The 20,316-nt window shown below is 48.7% G+C and carries 17 protein-coding genes; 9 read left to right on the forward strand and 8 right to left on the reverse strand.

Going from position 1 to position 20,316, the window contains the following annotated elements; translation table 11 throughout:
• Window positions 1–72 precede the first annotated feature (72 nt).
• Entirely contained in the window at window positions 73–969 is an 897-nt protein-coding gene (locus EZM41_RS00700; RefSeq protein ID WP_198468413.1) for a Gfo/Idh/MocA family oxidoreductase, read from the reverse strand.
• 728 nt (window positions 970–1,697) lie between these two features.
• Between EZM41_RS00700 and EZM41_RS00705 the strand changes: the two genes are divergently transcribed.
• Window positions 1,698–2,894, forward strand: coding sequence for an MFS transporter (locus EZM41_RS00705; RefSeq protein WP_198468415.1), 1,197 nt, complete (start codon window positions 1,698–1,700; stop codon window positions 2,892–2,894).
• Window positions 2,895–2,934: 40 nt separating this feature from the next.
• Here the strand turns inward: EZM41_RS00705 and EZM41_RS00710 are convergent, their stop codons facing one another.
• The 4 genes from EZM41_RS00710 to EZM41_RS00725 form a co-directional block, all read right to left on the reverse strand.
• Window positions 2,935–4,227 (reverse strand): TRAP transporter large permease subunit, encoded by a 1,293-nt coding sequence (locus tag EZM41_RS00710; protein WP_198468417.1) that lies wholly within the window; start codon window positions 4,225–4,227, stop codon window positions 2,935–2,937.
• Window positions 4,228–4,232: 5 nt separating this feature from the next.
• Window positions 4,233–4,730 (reverse strand): TRAP transporter small permease, encoded by a 498-nt coding sequence (locus EZM41_RS00715; protein ID WP_198468419.1) that lies wholly within the window; start codon window positions 4,728–4,730, stop codon window positions 4,233–4,235.
• 148 nt (window positions 4,731–4,878) lie between these two features.
• Complete coding sequence (locus EZM41_RS00720; RefSeq protein ID WP_198468421.1) at window positions 4,879–5,877, reverse strand: TRAP transporter substrate-binding protein; 999 nt, start codon at window positions 5,875–5,877, stop codon at window positions 4,879–4,881.
• A gap of 314 nt (window positions 5,878–6,191) precedes the next feature.
• On the reverse strand, window positions 6,192–7,589 hold the full coding sequence (locus EZM41_RS00725; RefSeq protein ID WP_198468423.1) for a DJ-1/PfpI family protein: 1,398 nt from the start codon (window positions 7,587–7,589) through the stop codon (window positions 6,192–6,194).
• 1,052 nt (window positions 7,590–8,641) lie between these two features.
• Between EZM41_RS00725 and EZM41_RS00730 the strand changes: the two genes are divergently transcribed.
• Genes EZM41_RS00730 through EZM41_RS00745 form a run of 4 tightly spaced genes read left to right on the forward strand, consistent with a single transcriptional unit; the run spans window position 8,642 to window position 12,281 of the window.
• Window positions 8,642–10,396, forward strand: a complete 1,755-nt coding sequence (locus EZM41_RS00730; RefSeq protein ID WP_198468425.1) for a carbon starvation CstA family protein — start codon at window positions 8,642–8,644, stop codon at window positions 10,394–10,396.
• A gap of 10 nt (window positions 10,397–10,406) precedes the next feature.
• Window positions 10,407–10,667, forward strand: coding sequence for a hypothetical protein (locus tag EZM41_RS00735; protein ID WP_198468427.1), 261 nt, complete (start codon window positions 10,407–10,409; stop codon window positions 10,665–10,667).
• 37 nt (window positions 10,668–10,704) lie between these two features.
• Window positions 10,705–11,637 carry an ArsA family ATPase gene (locus EZM41_RS00740; RefSeq protein WP_342449184.1) on the forward strand — a complete coding sequence of 311 codons (933 nt, stop codon included), beginning with the start codon at window positions 10,705–10,707 and terminating at the stop codon, window positions 11,635–11,637.
• Window positions 11,634–12,281 (forward strand): hypothetical protein, encoded by a 648-nt coding sequence (locus EZM41_RS00745; RefSeq protein WP_198468429.1) that lies wholly within the window; start codon window positions 11,634–11,636, stop codon window positions 12,279–12,281. Before EZM41_RS00740 ends, EZM41_RS00745 begins: the two co-directional genes overlap by 4 nt.
• Here EZM41_RS00745 and EZM41_RS00750 read toward each other — a convergent pair.
• Window positions 12,214–13,248 (reverse strand): MBL fold metallo-hydrolase, encoded by a 1,035-nt coding sequence (locus EZM41_RS00750; RefSeq protein WP_198468431.1) that lies wholly within the window; start codon window positions 13,246–13,248, stop codon window positions 12,214–12,216. The genes EZM41_RS00745 and EZM41_RS00750 overlap by 68 nt on opposite strands.
• Before the next feature lie 165 nt (window positions 13,249–13,413).
• The gene (locus EZM41_RS00755) at window positions 13,414–14,652 is read right to left on the reverse strand and encodes an integrase catalytic domain-containing protein (protein WP_198468433.1); all 1,239 of its coding nucleotides are present in this window, start codon (window positions 14,650–14,652) and stop codon (window positions 13,414–13,416) included.
• 172 nt (window positions 14,653–14,824) lie between these two features.
• On the opposite strand from EZM41_RS00755, the gene EZM41_RS00760 reads away from it, so the two are divergent.
• The 4 genes from EZM41_RS00760 (at window position 14,825) to EZM41_RS00775 (ending at window position 19,402) form a co-directional block, all read left to right on the forward strand.
• Entirely contained in the window at window positions 14,825–15,850 is a 1,026-nt protein-coding gene (locus tag EZM41_RS00760) for a branched-chain amino acid aminotransferase (protein WP_198468435.1), read from the forward strand.
• A gap of 192 nt (window positions 15,851–16,042) precedes the next feature.
• On the forward strand, window positions 16,043–17,431 hold the full coding sequence (hydA, locus tag EZM41_RS00765) for a dihydropyrimidinase (protein WP_198468436.1): 1,389 nt from the start codon (window positions 16,043–16,045) through the stop codon (window positions 17,429–17,431).
• A 27-nt stretch (window positions 17,432–17,458) separates the two neighbouring features.
• Window positions 17,459–18,700, forward strand: a complete 1,242-nt coding sequence (locus tag EZM41_RS00770) for a DNA recombination protein RmuC (RefSeq protein WP_198468438.1) — start codon at window positions 17,459–17,461, stop codon at window positions 18,698–18,700.
• A 30-nt stretch (window positions 18,701–18,730) separates the two neighbouring features.
• Window positions 18,731–19,402 (forward strand): SagB/ThcOx family dehydrogenase, encoded by a 672-nt coding sequence (locus EZM41_RS00775; RefSeq protein ID WP_198468440.1) that lies wholly within the window; start codon window positions 18,731–18,733, stop codon window positions 19,400–19,402.
• A 10-nt stretch (window positions 19,403–19,412) separates the two neighbouring features.
• Here EZM41_RS00775 and nudC read toward each other — a convergent pair whose 3' ends face one another.
• Window positions 19,413–20,195 carry an NAD(+) diphosphatase gene (nudC, locus tag EZM41_RS00780; RefSeq protein ID WP_198468442.1) on the reverse strand — a complete coding sequence of 261 codons (783 nt, stop codon included), beginning with the start codon at window positions 20,193–20,195 and terminating at the stop codon, window positions 19,413–19,415.
• Between the last annotated feature and the right edge of the window lie 121 nt (window positions 20,196–20,316).

Genomic DNA, 20,316 nt, shown 5'->3' on the forward strand with positions numbered 1-20,316 from the left:
GTACCCCATATTCGCTGGATATCTCCGCTATTGTCTTTTCTCCCTTTACTGCTTCTAAAGCTATTTTAGCTTTTAATGTAGCATCGTATTTCTTGCGAATGTTGCCCATATGTCTGCCTCCTTTTTGTATATACAGGCTAACATCCATCTTATTCCTCTGTCCAGCTTATGGGGTCCATCATAGTCTTCCACGTCTTCCCAGTCGCTTACAAGCCATTTTTTGTTTCCTTTCAGAAAAGAAGGAGTTTTTGTGAGATTACCCACTTCTGCGGTAACAGACTTTACTTTGATCGGTTCGCCTTCTGTCATTAAACCCTCGAAATACTTCAAATGTATCGCCGCGCCCAATGGATGAGATCCCAGTCTTAAGAGGGAACCGCCTCCTGCCAGTTTCCATTTCTTTGCATACGCAGCGTGCGACCCGCTATGGCTTTCTTCAGCCCTGATATCGAGTATTGTCCCCTTACTCGTTCTAATGAGACGTTTAGCTTTTGTTAACGCAGGAGCATATATATAGTTCTCCGCATAACACAACTTTACTTTATTGCTTTTAGCTTCCTGCACAATCCTTTGCGCGCTTTTCATAGCCTGTGTATACATTTGTCTCTTAGAAATAGTCTTCCCGACATTCTCAACTGTCTCTGATAAATCTTGGCCAAAATACCCGGTCAGCGGTTTTTCGCAGATGATGTGCTTGCCTGCCATTGCAGTTTCCATACAGACTTTCTCGTGAAGAATGTTCGGGACACAAACATCAATAACGTCGATGTCTTTAGAGTCTAAAAGATAACGATAGTCAGTGTAACAGTTGTTAATGCCAAACTGTCTCGCAAAGGACTCAACGTGCTCTTTTGTGCGCGAAGCAATTCCTGCTATTTCCACTTCAATCCCTGCTACTCGACTTAAGGCATTGACATGGATGTGTGCTACAAAACCACACCCCACCATCCCAACCCTTACCCTCTCCACAGATTACACCTCCATTGAAACTCCTATTTAGTTCACAAAATGCCATATAGTAGAGCGAGTCTGCTGAATAGCCTACATTTTAGCTACACTATTAGCAATATAACTTGTAAAATACATCAGCACTGTCTTAATTCTTCTCTGCCATTTAAATAAACCAAGGGCGAATGTAAGCAAATTGAGCAATTTTTTAGTAATTTTGAGTAAGTAGTGGCAATAATTTATCAAATAGATTAGTACTGCACGCTCACGATAAAGTCCACATAATGCTTTGTTTTCTCAAGCAAAACCAAAAACCTATAACTGATTCAGCAACATGTTTATCTTACTAAAGAATGTTCCAGTCCTTCGAAAAGCATTTTACTAAATGACGCTAATTTCTGTCAACTCTGTGTCTTGCATAAAATAAAAGCAAAGTTACCAATTCCTTTAAAAGATGTCATAGGGGGGCGGAGGATGGGGGCTGTCGTCGGTGTAGACCGGAAGAGAAATCATCCAGTAAATAAACATGTAAAGACGAATCGTGACCAAAAGTCATAGATCATTAGGAACGTTAAATTAGGCAACAGGCTCACAGTTTTGGATGAAGATGGCTTCGTTTCAAAACAAATTGAGGTCAAAACAAATTGAGGTTTTTCGGATAACGTGATGCAAAACGGGTAAAAGTAATGTAATCTTTATTATGGCTCGAAGCTATCGAAAGGGTTTCTACTGTCCGAGGAGATGACAAAATGCAAGAACAAGCGCGCGAAGGCACTGCCTTAAAAAGAGTGCTCCTTTTGGCGTTGGGGCATTTCATCAACGACATCCATGCGTCATTTTTGCCGGCTTTCGTACCCACGCTGGTGGCACGCCTCGGGATATCCATCACCCAGGCGAGTTTCTTGAGCTCAGTCTCCGGAATAATAAACATGACGGGTCAGCCGATGTTGGGGCATCTCGCGGACAGGACGACCAAAACAATCCCCCTCTTGGTGGGGCCAATCCTATCCGCCATCGGGGCATCGCTCATTCCCTCATCACCGACTTACGGACTGGCTTTCATTTTTGTGGCGCTCTGGGCTATAGGCAGCTCTACCTTTCACCCTCAGGCTCAAGGTTCTATCGGCTTCATCGTGCCTCCGGGAAGACTTTCTTTCTCTCTGTCTATATTTTCGACAGGCGGCATCTTAGCGGCAGCCATAAGCCCTCTTTACGCCGTCGGCTTACATCAAACCGTAGGACCAAAGTTAATGCCGATGGTAACACTGATACCCGTCTGTGCTTATGCGTTTTTCATCCTGAAATTTTTGCCGCACATTCCCAAGCAGCTGTGTAGCAAAACTGACGCTTCGAGGGCAGGGGTATTCATCGATGTCTGGTCGGTGGCGAAGACCACACTGCCCGCCTTAGTCGTAGCCATAGCGCGCGACACCGTTGTCCAAGGGGTGCGCTTCCTTCTTCCACTGGTGGTGGCAGCGGGTGGTGGATCGATAGCAGACGTAGGAACGACGCTGTTTATCATCTCCATAGCTCGAGTGGGGGCACCTATGGCAGGGGGCTACATTGCCGACCGCATGAACAAAGGAACACTTTCATGCTATTCGGTCATCATATCAACAATCTGCCTTGTGCCCGCTGCCCTTATCACAGGAGCGCCATCGCTTATCTTATACATCTTAGGGGTGAGCGCTCTGGAAGCGAATATAGCAGCCACTGCCGCCATGGCTCAAGAGATGGCACCCCACGCGCGCAGCGTGGCCAGCTCTCTATCTATGGGCTTTTCTTGGGGGATGGCAGAGCTCTTAGTCGTCCCCCTCGGCATGGTGGCCGACTTTGCGAATCTTACAACTGCCTTGCTGGTAATGGCCGTCGTACCGCTCTTAGCACTCCCGAGCGCACTAAAGCTTAAAAAAGCTCAAAGTGCGAGGCGACTTCTTGATTCATAAACTTAAGTCCTCTCTAAAGTGCTCGTTGTGCTTCCCTCCTTTACCTTGATCCCAACAGCAGGTCTGGCAAAAAAGTGACAACCGGTGGGAAGAGGGTAATCACGATGAGGGCAGCAAAAAGGGGGATAAAAAAGGGCAAACAGGCTCTCGCTATTCTGGTCGATGGTATGCCCGTTATCTTGTTTAAGATAAATAGGTTCATACCAAATGGAGGGGTAAGCAAACCTATCATGAGGTTAAGGATCATAACGAGGCCGAAATGTAACGGGTCTATGCCAACTTTTAAGATTAAAGGGGTAACAGTGGGAACCAAAATGCCGAGTGCTGCTATACTTTCCATAAAACATCCTATAATGAGTAAAAAGATGTTCAGCAATAAAAGTATCACCAGAGGATTAGTGCTAATTCCAGTGATAAACTCCAACAAAATAATTGGCGTGCGGCTGCGGATCAATACCCAGCCGTAAAATGTCGCGCAGCTAATGATAAAGGTTATGGTAGCGGTTTCCCGAGAGGCTTCTTTCAATATTTTCCACAAATCTGCCAACGATATCTCTCTATATACGAAACAGCCTAAAATCAGGGCATAAATGGCAGCTATGGCTGCAGCCTCTGTAGGCGTAAAAATCCCGCTTAAAATACCACCTATGAGAATGATGGGGGTCAACATAGCGCCGATAGCTTCCTTAAAGGCTTGCCAGATCTCCTTAGCGTTGCTCTTCGGACGTCTCGGGTAACCCTTCCTCTTGGCGTAGACAGACACCATCATCATGAGACAAATGCCTACCAAAACGCCCGGAACTACCCCACCTATCAATAGGCGGCCAATGGATACATTAGCAAGTATCCCGTAAATCACCAAAGGCACGCTGGGCGGAATGATCGGTCCGATGACCGAACTCGCCCCAGTAACTGCACAGCTGAAATCATCGTCATAACCAGCATCTCTCATGGCTTTAATTTCAACGAGGCCTAAGCCGGCTGTATCTGCGGCGGCCAAGCCGGACATTCCAGCGAAGATCATGCTCGCTACCACATTTACCTGTCCCAATCCTCCATTCATATGCCCAACGAGGACATCTGCGAACTTGAAGATGCGTTTCGTAATTCCGCCAGTGTTCATCAACTTTCCAGCTAAAATAAAAAACGGTATGGCCAGTATGACAAAGTTGTTGGCCCCATAAAGCAACCTTTGGGCCACAATCCCGAAATTCAAGGAGCCTCCCCACAAGATCTGCAACAGGATCAGCCCCGTAATTCCCAAGGCAAACGCGACGGGCATTCCACCCATAAATAAAGCGATCAATACAGCGACAAAAATAAAGAATTCCACTTCTATCAACCTGCTTTCACTTTAATAATATCGCGCAATTCTTTTAATATTTCTAACGCCCAAGCTACTAAATAAATTAACATGAGAGAAGTACCTGTAGGAAGGATCAAATAAACCCTACCGAGTGTGAGCCAATGAATGGAGCCAACGGGGGAGTTCCAAGTCAATGCCGTCATAACGACACTGCCCCTAAACACTACAACCAAAAAGATGCCCATAGCCACAATAAAAATCAACTGGATAAATAAACTTGCGCCTTTTGGGAGCCTATCCAGCAGTACGGGGATGCTGATATGCTCTCTGGTCCTTATAGCCACAGCCCCGCCCCAAAATGTGACGAAGATCAAAAAATATCTCGCCGCTTCCTCTGTCCAAGGAATAGGAACATGCACAACGTAACGAAAGACGACTTGCATGACAACGCACAACAACATCAATATGAAGCCTAATGTCGTAATACATTCCAGAATACTGTCAAAACGATGTTTAAATCTTACAACCAAGTCCATCCTCTCCATTTTTATGGGATCCATTGCGGGATACCAAAGTTACAACCTCGGTATCCCGCATATAGACAACATGATCACTAAATATTTATTGAGCAAGTTTTTGATACAAAAGCGATAATGCGAATTTGTGCTCTATGTTGCTTTAGTACGAAAGCACCTCATCCCACGTAGTAACAGTCCACTGCTCCTTGAACAACCTTTCCACAGCAGGTCGTGCTTTCTCTCTGAAGGCTTCGGCGTCCGGGGTTATCACTTCCATACCTTTTGCCTTTAGATCTTCTATAATATCTTCCTCGCCACTCAGTATTTGCTGAGATCCCCACTCCGCAGCCTCCAGGCCGGCCTCTTTTACTATCTTCTGATGCTCCTCGCTGAGGCTATCGAAGAAAGGCTTGTTTATAGTGAGTGCCCCTGTTTGGACCAAATGACCAGTCAGCGAGAGGTATTTCTGAACCTCGTACAGATGGAACGAATGAATCTGGGTGACGTCGCCCTCGGACGCATCAGCTACGCCAGTTTGTAGAGCAGTGAACAGTTCAGTTAAGGCTATCGGGACGGGCAGCGCCCCCAGCTCCTTCCAAACGGCCACCCATGTGGGAAGCTGTGGCAAGCGCAGTTTTATGCCCTTTAAATCTGCTGGCGTGCGAACCGGCTTATTGCTGGTGAAATGTCTCAAGCCCCTATATACGACGCCGAGATACATGGTGTTTCCGTTTTTCAACACCTCTGCTTGGGCTTTCTGTCCTAAGTCACCGTTGAATACCCGCTTGAAATGCTCCCAGTCTTTAATCACGTAAGGAGAGTCAAGAAAATAGTATTTCGGCGCATACATCTGGATGGGCAACCCGCCCCCAGCTTGCATCTCCACTGCCTTGATGCTCACGGCTTCGGTCACTTCCTCTTCGGAACCCATAACGCCGCCGAAGAAGAGTTCTACTTTAATTTCTCCATTAGAGCGCTCCTCTACCATGGTTTTGAATTTATCTGCTGATCTACAAAGGATATGAAGCGGCTCAAATGCGCTGGCAATGCGGATCGTCACGGTTTCTTTAGCCAATGCTTCGTTTGGAAGCCCAATCGCCACCGCACAAACCAAGGAAAGAATGGCAACCCATATCGCTGTAGCCTGACACCTTTTCATGCCCATCACCCCTCTTATAGTCGTTTTTTAATTAAAATCACGCCCTTTGTTGAAATATACAGTGCCATGATTTCTATGTCAAGAAACGATTAGAATCACGAGCTCTATGCTATTAAGCGTAACCAGATATAGGATCATCTTTCTATCATTTTACTTAAATTGCTCAACCTCAAAACCATAGCTAGCCTCTATGAGATACTATGGATTAATCGCACAAAGAATGCCATGAGCTCCGCACCTTTTTTGGGCAAACAAGCGAGACGAAAAATCATAAGGGCATGTCCGAACAAAAGCTCGGACATGCCCTTACTATGCTACAGTCTCAGTAGCGCCTCAGTAATGGCATCTACAAACTCGGGCACTTCCGGCGGAGTTCTTCCTGTCACAATTCGCCCATCGATTGCCGCAGCCCAATCTTTCATAAATGTACCACCCATAATGTTCACAGCGTCCTTGCAGGCCAACCATCCAGCGCATTTCCTTCCTTTCAGCAAATCAGCAGCGGCCAGAGGAATTGGACCATGACAAATAGCAGCTATAATTTTCCCTTTGGCGTAAGCGTCCCTCAGGAAATCGCGATGTAACACGGTTATATGCCATGGGTTAAAGGCGCCAGGAATAAATACCAAGTCGAAATCATCCATCCTTAAATCCTTTTCCTTTGTAACTTTATAGTAGCTATCTGGGATTTCCTGAAATGGAACGGTTGTCCCAAAACTTCCATGACGTACATCAGACCCTAAGAGCGCAGGTCGCGATTTCGTTTGAGGCTCAAACAGTCCGACAATTACTTCCGCACCTCTGTACATAAACTCAAGTATGGGGGCGCACAGCTCGATATCCTCCCAGTCCTCGCAAACCATAGCCATGATCCTCTTGCCTTTGAGGATATCTTTATGCTCGTCAACGAAGTTGGGGTCGAAAGCTTTGCACAACGCTCTGAGCACAGCAGGAGTATCGACTGTGTCTCTGCCGGTAATAATATTGCCATCTGTTACAACAGGTTCGCCGCGATAATCCCCGATCTCCTTCAGCATATAATCAACGGCTCGATTGCCCGTGCATTTCTTGCCATCCATCATGCCAAGACTGATCAGCGGGAGAATACCGCCCCCAATAGCAGCTATGGGAACATCCCTGTCGGCCACGGCCTTTATAAACCCTAACGCCACATCATCGGCACATAATATGTCGCCAGAATGGTCGCCCAAAATGACAATGGCATCGTACTTTTGAGGGTCTGCAACAGAATACTCAACCGCAAGGCCTTTCCCTTTTTGCGTCACTACCGGATATTCAAGTCTGTTGCCGTTGAGACCGAGGCCATCCATGCCACCGGTTAAACTTAAACCCCACATACCGTGCGGCTCGGTTGGCGTACCGCGCATTGGCCTCGTCTCTTTCCATAAATGATTATTGTTCATTACAAATTGAGGCGTTCCGCCAAACTCTCCAATGAACGATGCAAGATAATAGGCTTGCCAGTCGCTAAACTCACAACCAACGAGCAACCCAATTTTCTTTCCAGCTAACGGGCCGTTTGGTTTTATCTTCCCACCATATGGACCCGTCCATGCGATCACACCATCTTCTTGAATAATGCTGATCCCCGTCTTTTCAGCTACAGGAACGTAAGATCCTGCCATCGTAAATGTCGCGCCTCCTAAAATCACAAAGTTGATCACAAAAACAATTATTGCTGCTTTTCTCATTGTTTGCCCTCCTCTCCGCACTAAAGAACACCCCCTTTAATATTGCACATCTGTTTGGCATTTATCAGATTTAATTATGCAATATAGTTCCTGCTCGCCAACTATCAACTTATTGCACTCACAACTTCGGTTTTCACTTCTGCTCTCCAAAATAATGGCTTAAGTCTAAGGAAATATTGCGAGGATAAAAAATTAGTAGCAAAGGCAAATGCTAACATCTCAAAGAACGTAAGAATCTACAACTTTCCTTCTATCAGATCTATCACTCTAATAAATAGACCTTAGACTCCACCTCCTTTTTAAGTTTATTATATTAGACTAATGCCAAATATGTTTGCCTAAAGTATTTATTAAACACTTACATCTCAATCAGGTAAGTCATCTTTTATTTTATCGATTCATTTTGTCCATATAATTCTCCAAAGATATTTGTCGATTTGAAGTTTTTCCCGCTTGATGAAAGCTCAATGAAATTTTTGGCTCCTGCATGAGCAATCATGACGCATAACTTAACTATCATACTGCTATAAAAGTAGATGAAAATCATGCTACTATGTAAATAACTATTTCGCCATTATAATTTTGTTTAATTATATCTAACCAACAGCCACTTAACAAGTGATCGAGATACCTTGATTAAAAATCAAACTAAAGGTATCATTCCCTTTAATAAATGGAGGGCAGAAACAAAGCTACCAATGCAGGCACGTAGGGAGATCATCCGGGAAGCAAGCAGGGGATATAATGAACTCTCCAAGAAAGAGAAAATGGCGAGATTCGATCCCATATCTCATGATCCAAAGACTGAGAGTACAACAACCGTCTACAATTGGACTATACTTGTGGATATTTCCCCGACATAACAAATGCCTTTATGTTAAAGGCTCATCCGGAAGGCCATACAAACCTACTGCCAAGGATTTGCATGAGATGTATCATGTGCATTTCGCTACATTTTAGATAGAGCATTAGAGCCAGCAACCCCTTGTATTAGCGGTTGTCATGGCTCAGAATATACTAAAAGTCTTAATCTCATAGAGGGGGTTGGTGTCTTGAATACGTCGGTTTTGCTCGTCTTGGGAATAGCCATTTATGCTGTTTGTTATCTATCGTATGGGAGAAGCTTGGCGCGCAAGGTAGTGAAGGCAGATGATTCAAAGCCCACGCCAGCTCACACTAAATATGACGATGTGGACTTCGTCCCTACGCATCCTGCTGTGCTTTTTGGGCACCACTTTGCCTCCATCGCCGGCGGTGCACCAATACTTGGGCCCGCACTGGCCATGGCCTGGGGGTGGTGGGCAGGTCTGCTTTGGATATGGTTCGGCAATATCCTTATAGGAGCGGTCCACGATTATCTTTCCATCATGGCTTCCGTCCGCTATGAAGGCAAATCTATTCAGTGGATAGCTGGAAAGATGATGCGCCGGCGCACCTCGTACCTCTTTCAGGTCTTCGCATATCTGACGCTTGTGCTGGCCCTTGCCGCCTTTGCCACTTCCTTAGCTTACCTATTCATCGCACGCCCCGACGTGGCGAGCATGTCCATATGGTTCATCGCCGCCGCTGTCATAACAGGATTTCTCCTTTTTAAGTGGCGGATCAACTTCACGCTCGGCTCTATCATCGGCGTCATTCTTACCATAGGAGCAATATGGCTCGGTTCACTTGCACCATTAAATATCAGTTACAAGGGGTGGATGGTCATCTTTTTCGTCTATATGATGGCAGCCAGCGCTTTGCCGGTGTGGATGCTCCTCCAGCCTCGAGACTATCTTAATTCCTTTATCCTGGTTTTAGGGCTCGTGGCAGGAGCCGTTGCTTTGATCTTCGCTGGAGCAAAGATGGAGCTGGCGGGATTCACGAGCTGGAGTCCTAATATAGTGGGGGGCGTGCCTTCACCGTATTGGCCAGTTGTGCCCCTAATCATCGCCTGCGGTTCCCTATCGGGCATTCACGGCCTAATAGGCTCAGGCACAACCTCAAAACAGCTCGACAAAGAGACACAAGGATTGATCGTCGGATACGGAGGAATGCTGACAGAGGGTTTGCTATCTTCAGTGGTAACGATAACCATAGCCGCTTTTGGCCTACTTGTCTTTAGGGAAGCAACCGGAAAACTCACCGAAATGGGCATAGTCGCAGATAGTCTCAAGGAGCCCTTATACTTAGGCAAAAACTACGTGAAGGCCATAGGGGCCGTGGGAGGTCCCTTGGGTATATTCACTCAAAGCTACGGAAAGCTCATACAGCAAGCTTTTGGCATATCGGCTCAAGTTGGCACAATCTTTTCGAGCCTGTGGGTCTCAGCATTCACCCTAACCTCAATGGATACCGGAAATAGAGTGCTTCGCTTCGCTTGGGAAGAGGTTTGGGAACCGTTGAAAGATTCATTAGAAGACTTCCACGGTGTCATCACCAATCGGTGGCTTGCTTCAGCGATACCTTCGGCTCTCAGCATACTGCTCGCTTGGAATAAGGCATATAATGTGCTGTGGCCAGCCTTCGGAGGTGCAAATCAAATGTTGGCTGCCGTTACGCTTTTGACGGTTGCCCTCTGGGTCTTGAGATGGACGACCGCTTCTGGAGGACATGTCAGGTTTATCATGGCTTGCGCCGGAGCACTTTGGCTTACCGTCTTCGTGGGATTATGGTGGTTCTTGTTCGCCGTGCCATCGACCCCCCTCGTGCAGGGTTTCGTGGTATTGGAGATAGTCTTGGCCTTGATCTTCGCCTACGATTTCTACCGTTCCCTCCGGAGCATGCCGTCAAAAGGGACAGGAATGCCTGAGTCGATAAAATATTAGAAGGCGTGATATGGGCCATTGGGATATCCTCAAGCTATTAAAGACGGTACTGCGTCGTCAGGCGACAGAATATGTGAGGGCAGAGGTTCAAGCGTTAGAGGAGGCCTTTGCCCTCCTACTCGTAGGAACTTTCATCGGCCTGCCAGCTCCTACGACAGGATTGGTATTGCGGCTCCTACCTCACCTGGGTTCAGAGCTCGAGTTATTGGAAAGGCGAGTTGCAGAAAGCGATGACCTCTTCGCACAGGTCGCCGGGATCCTCAAAATCTGAGGGCAAGAAGACGAGTACGCCCCCCAAGCGGTTCATCGTGATCGGAAAGGGCGGCACGGGAAAGACTACCATATCCGCTGCTATGGCGTGTGCCATCTCATCGAGAGGGAGTTGCACTCTTGTGGCATCCTTGGACCCAGCTCACAATTTGGGTGACGTATTAGGGTCTCCTCTCGCGGCCGAACCGAAAGAGGTAAAAGAAAGGCTCTCAGCGTTAGAGGTAGATCTGGATACTCAGGTTCAGATATACGTGCGCAAAAAACTGTCCCAAGTGCGGCCGATCTACGGTCATTTGCAGATTTTCAATGTTGATCGCTTTTTAGAGGCTCTTGAGCAATCCCCAGGAATGGAAGAGTTCGCCATGCTCGAAGCCGTAGGAAGCATAAGTGAAAGGTCATCAGCATATGACACGGTGATTCTTGATACTGCACCCACGGGCATGACGCTGCGTATGCTATCGCTTCCCGCCGTCACGCTACTTTGGATCGATAACCTCCTCTCTCTGCGGCTCAAGATCTTAGAAAGGCGTGCCTACATTCAGAGGATTGATGGATCCGACAAACTCCGTACCGAGGACCTCAGCGGAGATGACCCGGTAGTGCAAGAACTGCGCAGGTACAGAGAAGAAATCATCGAAATCCAGTCGTTCCTCCGCGGCGCAAACGCTACGATTCTGTTGATACTGCAAGCCGACAAGCTCTCCGTAATGGAGGCCGAAAGGGCGATAGAAAAGCTTTCTAACGGAGGTTTCGTCGTAAGGACCTGCATAATAAACAAGACCCCGGAAGGAGAAGAACGCGTTGCACATTTCTCCGCTTCCGGTTTATATGAGTTCATTAGACGCCACAAAGGAATTTATCGAATAGAGCTGCCCGACATGGGAAGCGAGATTTCCACCCTTCAAGGACTCAACGCCCTCGGCAATATGATCATCGACGCTCTCTCGGCGCAGCAAGGAGAGCATCGATGAGCAAGAGCGCAATTGCCATATTGCTCTTAGGGCTACTCGCAAGCCTTCAATACTGGCGCGGAAGGAGGTTGAACCTTACTTTGGTCAGAGGTCTTGCCCGCCAGATGGAGGAAGCGCTCTCTCCTGTCGAGAAAGAGTATACATGGATAGGGGGATATGCGGGCGTCGTTGCCCGTTACAGCTTGGAAAACGAAGAGTATCCGGAAATCAAAGCCACTATATCGCTGTTGCCCCACCACAGTCTGCTTTACCTCCCCGTTTCCATACTCTTAGGTCGGAGGGATAGGGTATATCTTTTGATCCACTCCCAGAGAAAACTAACCGGCAAGGCTCATGTCAAACCAGGTAAAAAGGCCAAACTCCCTCATAACATATCTTGTTTGCACCGCGATCAAGTGACCATAAGAGGTGAAGTAGTCCATCGTTGTTACGATAGCGAAGAAGAGGCAAAATTCCTCACTTCAATCCTGTCGTGCCTTAAGAGCCCTTCCTCCGTAGAGCACTTGGCCGCAAACGTGGAAGAAAGCGCTTATTACGCCTCTATAAAGATAAGTCGCGGCGATCTCGCAGAGCTGTTCAATTGTTTCCTCTCATCACCTCACTCGGGGCGAGATCTCTTTCAAGGACAAAAACGCCGGCATTAGCTTTATAAACGAATATACCGTCTTCCTCTCTGCGCTCCATCAAACCCTCACTCACCAGATATTGGAGGTGAGCCATGGCTTCCGTGATGGCCAAGCGCAATTGTATGCCGGAATCGGCGCCCGGGAAGAGCCGCCTCGCTGTCTCATAGGCCGTTACAACCTCATCTCCGGCGAGATCGAGGAGGTGCCTCTCTCTTAAAGAGTGATGCGCCTCGATCCGCCGTACTTCATCCTCCCATTGGACCAGCTTTTCGCCATGTCCGGGCAGGATTTGATCGAAGGAAAATCCTCTGAGCCTGTTCAGGAAACGCTTATACTCCCTCAACGGGTCTGCCTCAGGTGTCCAATGCTCTTCATATCCTATATGAGGCGTAATGCCGCTCAGCACTTGGTCGTTGGCCAAAAACACCCCCTCCGCTTCATCCCACAGACAGGCACCGCCATAACAGTGGCCTGGGGCATCGACGAGCACAAGCCCAGCGGCCACGCACTCTCCTGGCTCAAGGGCAACTGGACGTCGGGGAAAGGAAACGAGGCTCGACCAATCGGCCACGTTGCATATCTCATCTAAAGCCTTCTCGGGCGTGCCGTGTTTAGAGTGAAAGGCTCTAACGGTTTGCTCGAATGTGTCTCTACCGCGAGAATAATACTCCATGAGTTCTATCGTCCCAACAGAGGCCGCCACGGAAAGTCCAAGGTCCTCTAACCAACCCGCCAAGCCCGCATGATCCGGATGAAAATGGGTGATCACGAGAAGTTCGGGCCTCACGCCTGTAGCATCGAATGCCGCAAGCATCCCGTTGCGACACTCCTCAGCCATAGTGGCACAGTCTACCAAAATCGGCGGATCGCCGTCGGCAAGATAAACATTCACGTTCAGAATGGGCAGCGGTACAGATATAGTTGCCTTGTACCAGCGCCGTAATTTCCCGCATCCTTCCATGGGGTGCACGGCGATAAGGCCCACGGTCAACTCTCCCTTTCGAAAAGCATTCTTCAAAAGCTCTTCAATTATAATTACAACTTCTCCCGCAACAAGGCTCGCCCTCGACCGTTGTGAAAGCTGCGAACCGAAGAGGCTTAGGTCGGCCGTCTTTCCTCAAAATTAAATGTCTCTGAAATGTGATTCTGTTTAAGCATCGTTAAGCCTCCTCAGTTTCTTCTCATAGGCATGGGACAGTCTTTCAGATGCCTGTTCTATCTCCTTTGATAGCCTCACTATGTCCGTAGAATTTCTGGAGTTAGTGAGGTTTTGTTTTGTATCTGCGTCGGCCGCCGGACTTTTTAAGACCCTGTTCAGCGGTATATCCATATCGTAGGTCTTATGTACCTTCCCGTCCTCCCTATGTCTCGATACGAGCCTCATATGTGGCATAAATAGATTGTGCCTTATCGTTATGAGCCTGAGCAAATTTCTGAGCGCTTCGAGCTCCTCATCGGTATCATACCTCCTCCATCCGGTATATGCCCTCACCATAGACCAGTTCTTGCTCTCTACGTAGGGCGAGTCGTTTTTTCTGTAAGGCCTGGAGCGCGTAAAATCTATCCCCCTTCCCTTGCAGAATTTATGCACATGGGCATTTATGAATTCCGAGCCATTATCGGAGTGTAACTTCTTCATGTGTATAGGCATTACATGGGCTACGTCCTCTAAGGCCTTGCGCGTCCACACCATTGCCTTGTTCTTGAGAGCTCGGAGCTCGGTCCAGCCCGTAGATACCTCTGTAGCTGTGAGTGTGTAGATGAATTCACCCTTACCAGACACTCCTGAATGATGAACCAGGTCTACCTCCACATATCCTGGCTCTTTGGGCTTATCGAACCAGGATTCCACCTGTATGGATTTTTTTAGGTTGCTGCTGAATGGGTTTGCCCTGTATCGTTTTTTAAGCTTAAGCTTGCCTCTATAGGGCTTGAGGAGCCTGTCTACAGTGGAAGCCGAGACTTTAAGGAGCTTGTCCTTCGCGTCCTGTCTTAAGTCCTTAAACTCAGGATGAGTGAAGAGTATATCGTGATTGAGCCTTATGAAGGCCACGAGATGCTTAGAAGAGGCGTATCCAGTAAGGGGCCATATCTTCTTCAAGGCTTCTACTACGTCCTGGCCGTAGACTCTCTTTTTCCCCCTCCTCGACAGGCTTTTAGGGGACAAATCCGATACGACTACGACATTGCCCTTTCTCGCCACTACTCTTCCCGTATTCCTTAAAAGCTTTGCCAGATGTTGTCTATTCATGTGGAGCATCTCGGTAAACTCGTCGAGCATTATAGACTTCACCTTCTTCGTAGCCTTCCGATAGAGAGCCGCGTTGTGCTTGATGATGGCGCGTTTAGCCTTCATGGTGTATACTCCTTTTGGTATCTGGGCAACCATTCCAAAACCCCCCTTGATGAAAGTCTTGTCCAAAAGGGATTGTCGGAGTGGTTGCCCTTTTCGTCAATTGTGGGGAAACAATGAGATTTCGAAGAGATTATTTTTGAGGAAAACCGTCGGCAAGACATGGGACTGAAAGATATTATATAATCACCAAAAAGGGGGAGATACGATGGGTAAGACTGTGAACATCGACTGGAAGGCGTTGGGGTTCAAATATATGAAAACGGACTTCCGATATATTTCGAGGTGGAAAGACGGGAAGTGGGACGAAGGGAAACTGGTAGAGGACAACATGCTCGCCCTGAGCGAAGCCGCCAACGTCCTGCACTATGGACAGGAATGTTTTGAAGGGCTTAAGGCCTATCGTACGAAAGAGGGGGAAATACAACTTTTCAGGCCCGATATGAACGCCAAACGCATGCAGGAGAGCGCAAAAAGGCTCCTGATGCCAGAGGTGCCCGTGGAGAAATTCGTCGACGCCTGCGTAAGGGTCGTAAAGGCAAACGAAGCTTATGTACCGCCCTACGGCACCGGGGCCACGCTCTACATCAGACCCTTTCTGATAGGTTCAGGAGAAACTATCGGCGTAGCGCCGGCTTCCGAATACATCTTTTGTGTCTTTTGCATGCCGGTGGGCGCTTACTTCAAAGGCGGCCTCACCCCCGTCAATTTCACCGTGACCGATTATGACAGAGCTGCTCCAAACGGCACTGGCGCCGCAAAGGTCGGAGGAAATTATGCGGCGAGCCTCTTGCCCCACGCTAAGGCAGTGGAAAGAGGTTTTGCCGATTGCATCTACCTGGACCCTGCAACCCATACGAAAATCGAAGAAGTCGGAGCTGCAAACTTCTTCGGCATCACGAAAGATAACAAGTTCGTCGCTGCAAAATCGCCCTCCATCCTGCCGGGCATAACCAGGCTTTCCCTGATGCAGGTGGCAAAGGACTATCTCGGCATGGAGGCCGAAGAAAGGGAGATATTCATCGATAAACTGGATGAATTCGCAGAAGCCGGCGCTTGCGGGACCGCTGCAGTAATAACCCCCATAGGCGGGATCGAATACAAAGGCAAGCTGCACGTCTTCTACAGCGAAACGGAGGCAGGTCCCGTAACCAAGAAACTATACGAGACCCTCTGCGGAATACAATTCGGCGACATCAAGGCACCTGAGGGTTGGATCCTGAAAATAAAGTAGACAAAGATCTTTCCCTGAGAAGATCTCCCTTCCGGCACGCAATTTGAGTAGGAAGGGAGATCTTTTGTTATTTAATCCCAAGCTTTCCGGTTTGATGGCAAGCAGATTGGGGCGACAATTGACTTAAAGCCTACTCCTTGCCTCAAGGGTAAATGAACATTATGATAAATTCCAAAGAGAGGGGGGGTTTTTATGAGCCACTTTGACTCGATTGTGAAAGGCGGCACGGTGTTTACGGCGTGCGATTCCTACGTTGCAGATATAGGCATTAAAGATGGCAGAATATCGGCTATAGGTATCAACTTGGGAGACGACGCGAAGGAAACCGTAAACGCTTTTGACAGATATGTTATACCGGGCGGCATAGATCCTCACACTCACTTCGATATGCCGTTCATGGGCACGAGGTCGAGCGATGACTTCGAGACGGGCGGCATTGCCGCTGCCTGTGGCGGAACGACGACTATTGTAGACTTCGCCAACCAATGGCGTGACGGGATGTCTCTCGGGGAAACCGTAGAAGAATGGCACAAAAAGGCCAGCGAAAAGTGCCCCGTGGACTACGGATTCCACGTGGTCATAGCCCACCCCAGCGACACGGTTATGCGAGAAATTCCAGAGATGATAAGGAATGGATATACAAGCTTTAAGCTCTTTATGACATATGAAGGACTCATGGCCACCGATGACGTGCTCTTAGAATCGTTGATCAAAGCGTCGGAGGGCGGAGGGCTGGTGGCAGTCCATGCCGAAAACTTCCATATCATAAACTACTACACAAAGCGCTTCATGGCAGAAGGAAAGGTAGAACCACAGTACCATGCTTTATCGCGCCCCCCTATTGCTGAAGGCGAGGCAACTGGCAGAGCCATTAAGCTTGCGCGCCTCGCGGGCGCTCCCATCTATATGGTTCACGTCTCCTGCAGAGAGTCAGTAGAGGAAATAGATCGCGCCAGAAGCGAGGGGATAACTGCGATGGGAGAAACGTGCCCTCAGTATCTCCTGCTTTCGTATGAAAACTACCTGGAACCGGGTTTCGCAGGAGCTAAATACGTCATGTCGCCACCTCTAAGGGATAAAGAGAGTCAACCATTCTTGTGGAAAGCCCTCAAAGAGGATGTATTGCAGGTCGTATCGACGGATCACTGTCCCTTTTTCATGAAACAGAAGGAGATGGACAAGGAGTCATTTGTAAAGATACCCAACGGTGCCCCTGGGGTGGAGCTAAGAATGGCCCTCCTCTATACCTACGGCGTCTGCGCCGGTAAGTTCGACATGAATAGATACGTTCAGCTCACCTCTACGAACGCAGCCAAGATATTCGGCATATACCCCAAGAAGGGCGCCATAGCCGTAGGAAGCGACGCAGACCTCGTAATATTGGACCCTAATGAAGAAAAGACGATCGAACGCTCGATGCTCCATGAAAACGTGGACTACACGCCTTATGAGGGGTTTGCGGTTAAAGGATATCCCGAGGCCGTCATGCTGAGAGGAAAGATTTTGGCAAAAGGAGGAGCCTTCGTGGGATCAAAGGGCGGAGGGAGTTTCATCAAGAGAAACTCGCCCATATTTATATAAGATGAGATTTATCGAGGGGGGAATATCGTGACAGGCGTATCTTTAAGCTTCGCTGTCTTCGCATTTATCGTCGGCTTCTTGCTGGGGTTGGTTATAGCCCTTCTTTTGAGCGCACTTCGAGCCAAGGCAAACCGAAAGATGGAAGAAGAGATGGAAGGACTGCTCGAAAACGTAACAAAATCCCTCAAAGAGAGCTTCGGCAGCCTATCTATGGAGGCACTCTCACGCTCCTCCGAAGAATTTTTAAAGCTCGCTAAAGTCAAGTTAGAATCGGAGAGGGAAGCCACGACGGGCGAACTGGAGAAGAAGAAAGAGCTCATCGACGAGCAGCTTCGGGCCATGTCTGCCAGGCTTGAGGCCGTATCCAACATGCTGCAAGAACTGGAGAAGGAGAGAGCATCCCAATTAGGAGAGCTGGCAAGTCAAATCAAAGGAGTGAGCGAACAAGCTGCCGCACTCGGCAAGGTCGCCGGCGCATTGAGGGAAGCGCTCGCAAGCGCCAAGACAAGAGGCCAGTGGGGCGAGCGCATGGCCGAAGACGTGCTCCGCCTCATCGGCTTTGTGGAAAACGTAAACTACTACAAACAAAAGCCCATAGACGGCTCAGGCGCACGGCCCGATTTTACATTCCCCCTGCCAAAAGGAGCAATTCTGAATATGGACGTAAAGTTTCCCTTCGACAACTACCTGCGCTACTTGGAGGTTGAGGATGAATCACAAAAAGCGCAGTTCCGCACCGCCTTTTTGCGCGACGTAAGGAGCAAAGTTAAAGAAGTAGCGACCCGCGGATATATAAATCCGGAGCAAAATACCCTGGATTTTGCGCTCCTTTTCATCCCCAATGAGCAAATCTATTCCTTTATACAAGAGTGCGACGGCTCCATCCTCGACGAAGCCCTGCAAAGCAAGGTGATCTTTTGTTCCCCCACAACGCTATATGCAGTACTCTCCGTCATCCGAAAGGCTGCGGACGACTTCGCCTTAGAGCGCACTTCAGGGGAGATTCTAAAACTCCTCGGGACCTTTAGAATCCAATGGGAGAAGTTTTCGGACAAACTCAACCACTTAGGCAAACAAATAGAGGGAGCGTATAAGGATTATGAAGATTTGGCGACCACCAGGAAACGGCAGTTAGAAAAACCGCTGGATGCAATCGAGGCGCTGAAGCGCAAAAATCTTCACCCCGGGCAAGAAAGCGAAGAAGACATCGCCGAAGGGTTGGATGACCTTTCAAATGACGATAATATAAAAAAAGTGGAGGAAATGTGATGCGCCGAGAGATGCAAGGAGGTGAAAATCATGCCGTTTTGGTTGATATTGCCCCTTTCTCTTGCGCTCATCCTGACGTCAGGGCAAAGTGCCACGGCGACGCTTAAAGAGATATCACTGTTAGAACCGAGGCTCTCGGGACCGATGTCACTCGAGGAGGCCATGGCCATGAGGAGGTCGGTGCGATCCTTCAGAGAGGCCCCGCTCGAGCTCGCCGAGCTTTCTCAGCTCCTATGGGCAGCACAAGGTATAACGGAAGACCGCAGGGGCTTCAGGACAACCCCATCGGCTGGGGCCACATACCCACTTGAGGTTTACATAGCAGCTGGATCGGTAAACGATCTACCTCCAGGGCTTTATAAATACGAAGCCCAAGAACACAAGCTTACAGAGTTGGCAAAGGGGGATCTCCGCGGTGCGCTTTATGACGCTGCGCTACGTCAGCGCTGTGTGAAAAATGCCCCCATTGTCATAATAATAGCCGCAGCATACGGAAGGACCATGGCCAGATACGGAGAGCGTGGCATACGGTACGCTCACATGGAAGCAGGGCACAGCGCGCAAAACATATGCCTTCAGGCCATATCGTTAGGGCTCGGCTCGGTCGTAGTGGGCGCCTTCAACGATGAGTCGGTAAAAATGGTGTTATCTCTGCCTCAAAACGAAAGCCCTCTCTATCTCGTACCCATCGGCAGACCATAAAAGCACTTCGCTAACCCCCATGAGGTGTGTGAACGCTTCTGAAGTGCTCGATGAGCTTGCGCGATATGCTCACCCCTTGGGGCAGGTCTGGCATTTCGTCCGGAGCAAACCATCCTGCATCTTCTATTTCCTTGCCGTCAACTCGAATCTCACCAGAAGCCCAATGGGCCGTAAAGCCCACCATGAGCGAGTGAGGGAAGGGCCACGATTGACTTCCGAAATATTGCAGATCCCTTATTTCTAAGGAAACCTCTTCCCTCACCTCACGCCGAACCGCCTCTTCCAGGCTCTCGCCCGGCTCTACGAAGCCAGCTATGACACTATATCGCCCTGGGGGGAAGCGGACATTCCTGGCGAGCAAGATCTTTCCATCCCTCTCAACAGCCACGATGACCGCCGGGGAGATGGGCGGATAGAAGATAGAACCGCAAGAAATGCACTCCCTCGCGTGGTCGTCGGACGAGTCGCGCAATGGGGCACCACAAGAGACGCAAAAGAAAGCGCGCCTGTACCAGTTCATTATCTGAAACGCCCTACCCGCTTCCGCAAAAACCTCTTCGCCCAAAAGCGCACCCACTTCGCGCAACCCCATAGGCACCATTTTCGAGGGGATAAGAAGATCCGACGGCACCTCCGCCCAAAAGGCTTCACGATATCCCAAAGAAAGCTTTCCGCTTCGGACCGATGAAGAAACCAACGGAGCTACCTCGCTCGAATGCGGCAATCTGGGTATTGAGGCGCTATATAAAAGCAATTCATCACCTTTGAATATATACCAAATATCCTCGTCCATCGCCTTTCCCCCTTTTCATTGCGTCCGCAAAAGATTATAATCCCTTTTCGTGCCGGGGGTGGAGCCAAGGTGCCCTTGACTGACCAGTCGGTATGTGTTATATTTCCAACACAAAAGGACC

This window comes from Acetomicrobium sp. S15 = DSM 107314, assembly GCF_016125955.1.
Taxonomy (GTDB): domain Bacteria; phylum Synergistota; class Synergistia; order Synergistales; family Thermosynergistaceae; genus Thermosynergistes; species Thermosynergistes pyruvativorans.

Coding starts and splice junctions, on each gene's coding strand:
- EZM41_RS00705 (WP_198468415.1), top strand. CDS start 1,698: ATGCAAGAACAAGCGCGCGAAGGCACTGCCTTAAAAAGAGTGCTCCTT.
- EZM41_RS00760 (WP_198468435.1), top strand. CDS start 14,825: ATGGGTAAGACTGTGAACATCGACTGGAAGGCGTTGGGGTTCAAATAT.
- nudC (WP_198468442.1), bottom strand. CDS start 20,195: ATGGACGAGGATATTTGGTATATATTCAAAGGTGATGAATTGCTTTTA.
- EZM41_RS00745 (WP_198468429.1), top strand. CDS start 11,634: ATGAGCAAGAGCGCAATTGCCATATTGCTCTTAGGGCTACTCGCAAGC.
- EZM41_RS00725 (WP_198468423.1), bottom strand. CDS start 7,589: ATGAGAAAAGCAGCAATAATTGTTTTTGTGATCAACTTTGTGATTTTA.
- EZM41_RS00720 (WP_198468421.1), bottom strand. CDS start 5,877: ATGAAAAGGTGTCAGGCTACAGCGATATGGGTTGCCATTCTTTCCTTG.
- EZM41_RS00755 (WP_198468433.1), bottom strand. CDS start 14,652: ATGGTTGCCCAGATACCAAAAGGAGTATACACCATGAAGGCTAAACGC.
- hydA (WP_198468436.1), top strand. CDS start 16,043: ATGAGCCACTTTGACTCGATTGTGAAAGGCGGCACGGTGTTTACGGCG.
- EZM41_RS00775 (WP_198468440.1), top strand. CDS start 18,731: ATGCCGTTTTGGTTGATATTGCCCCTTTCTCTTGCGCTCATCCTGACG.
- EZM41_RS00735 (WP_198468427.1), top strand. CDS start 10,407: ATGGGCCATTGGGATATCCTCAAGCTATTAAAGACGGTACTGCGTCGT.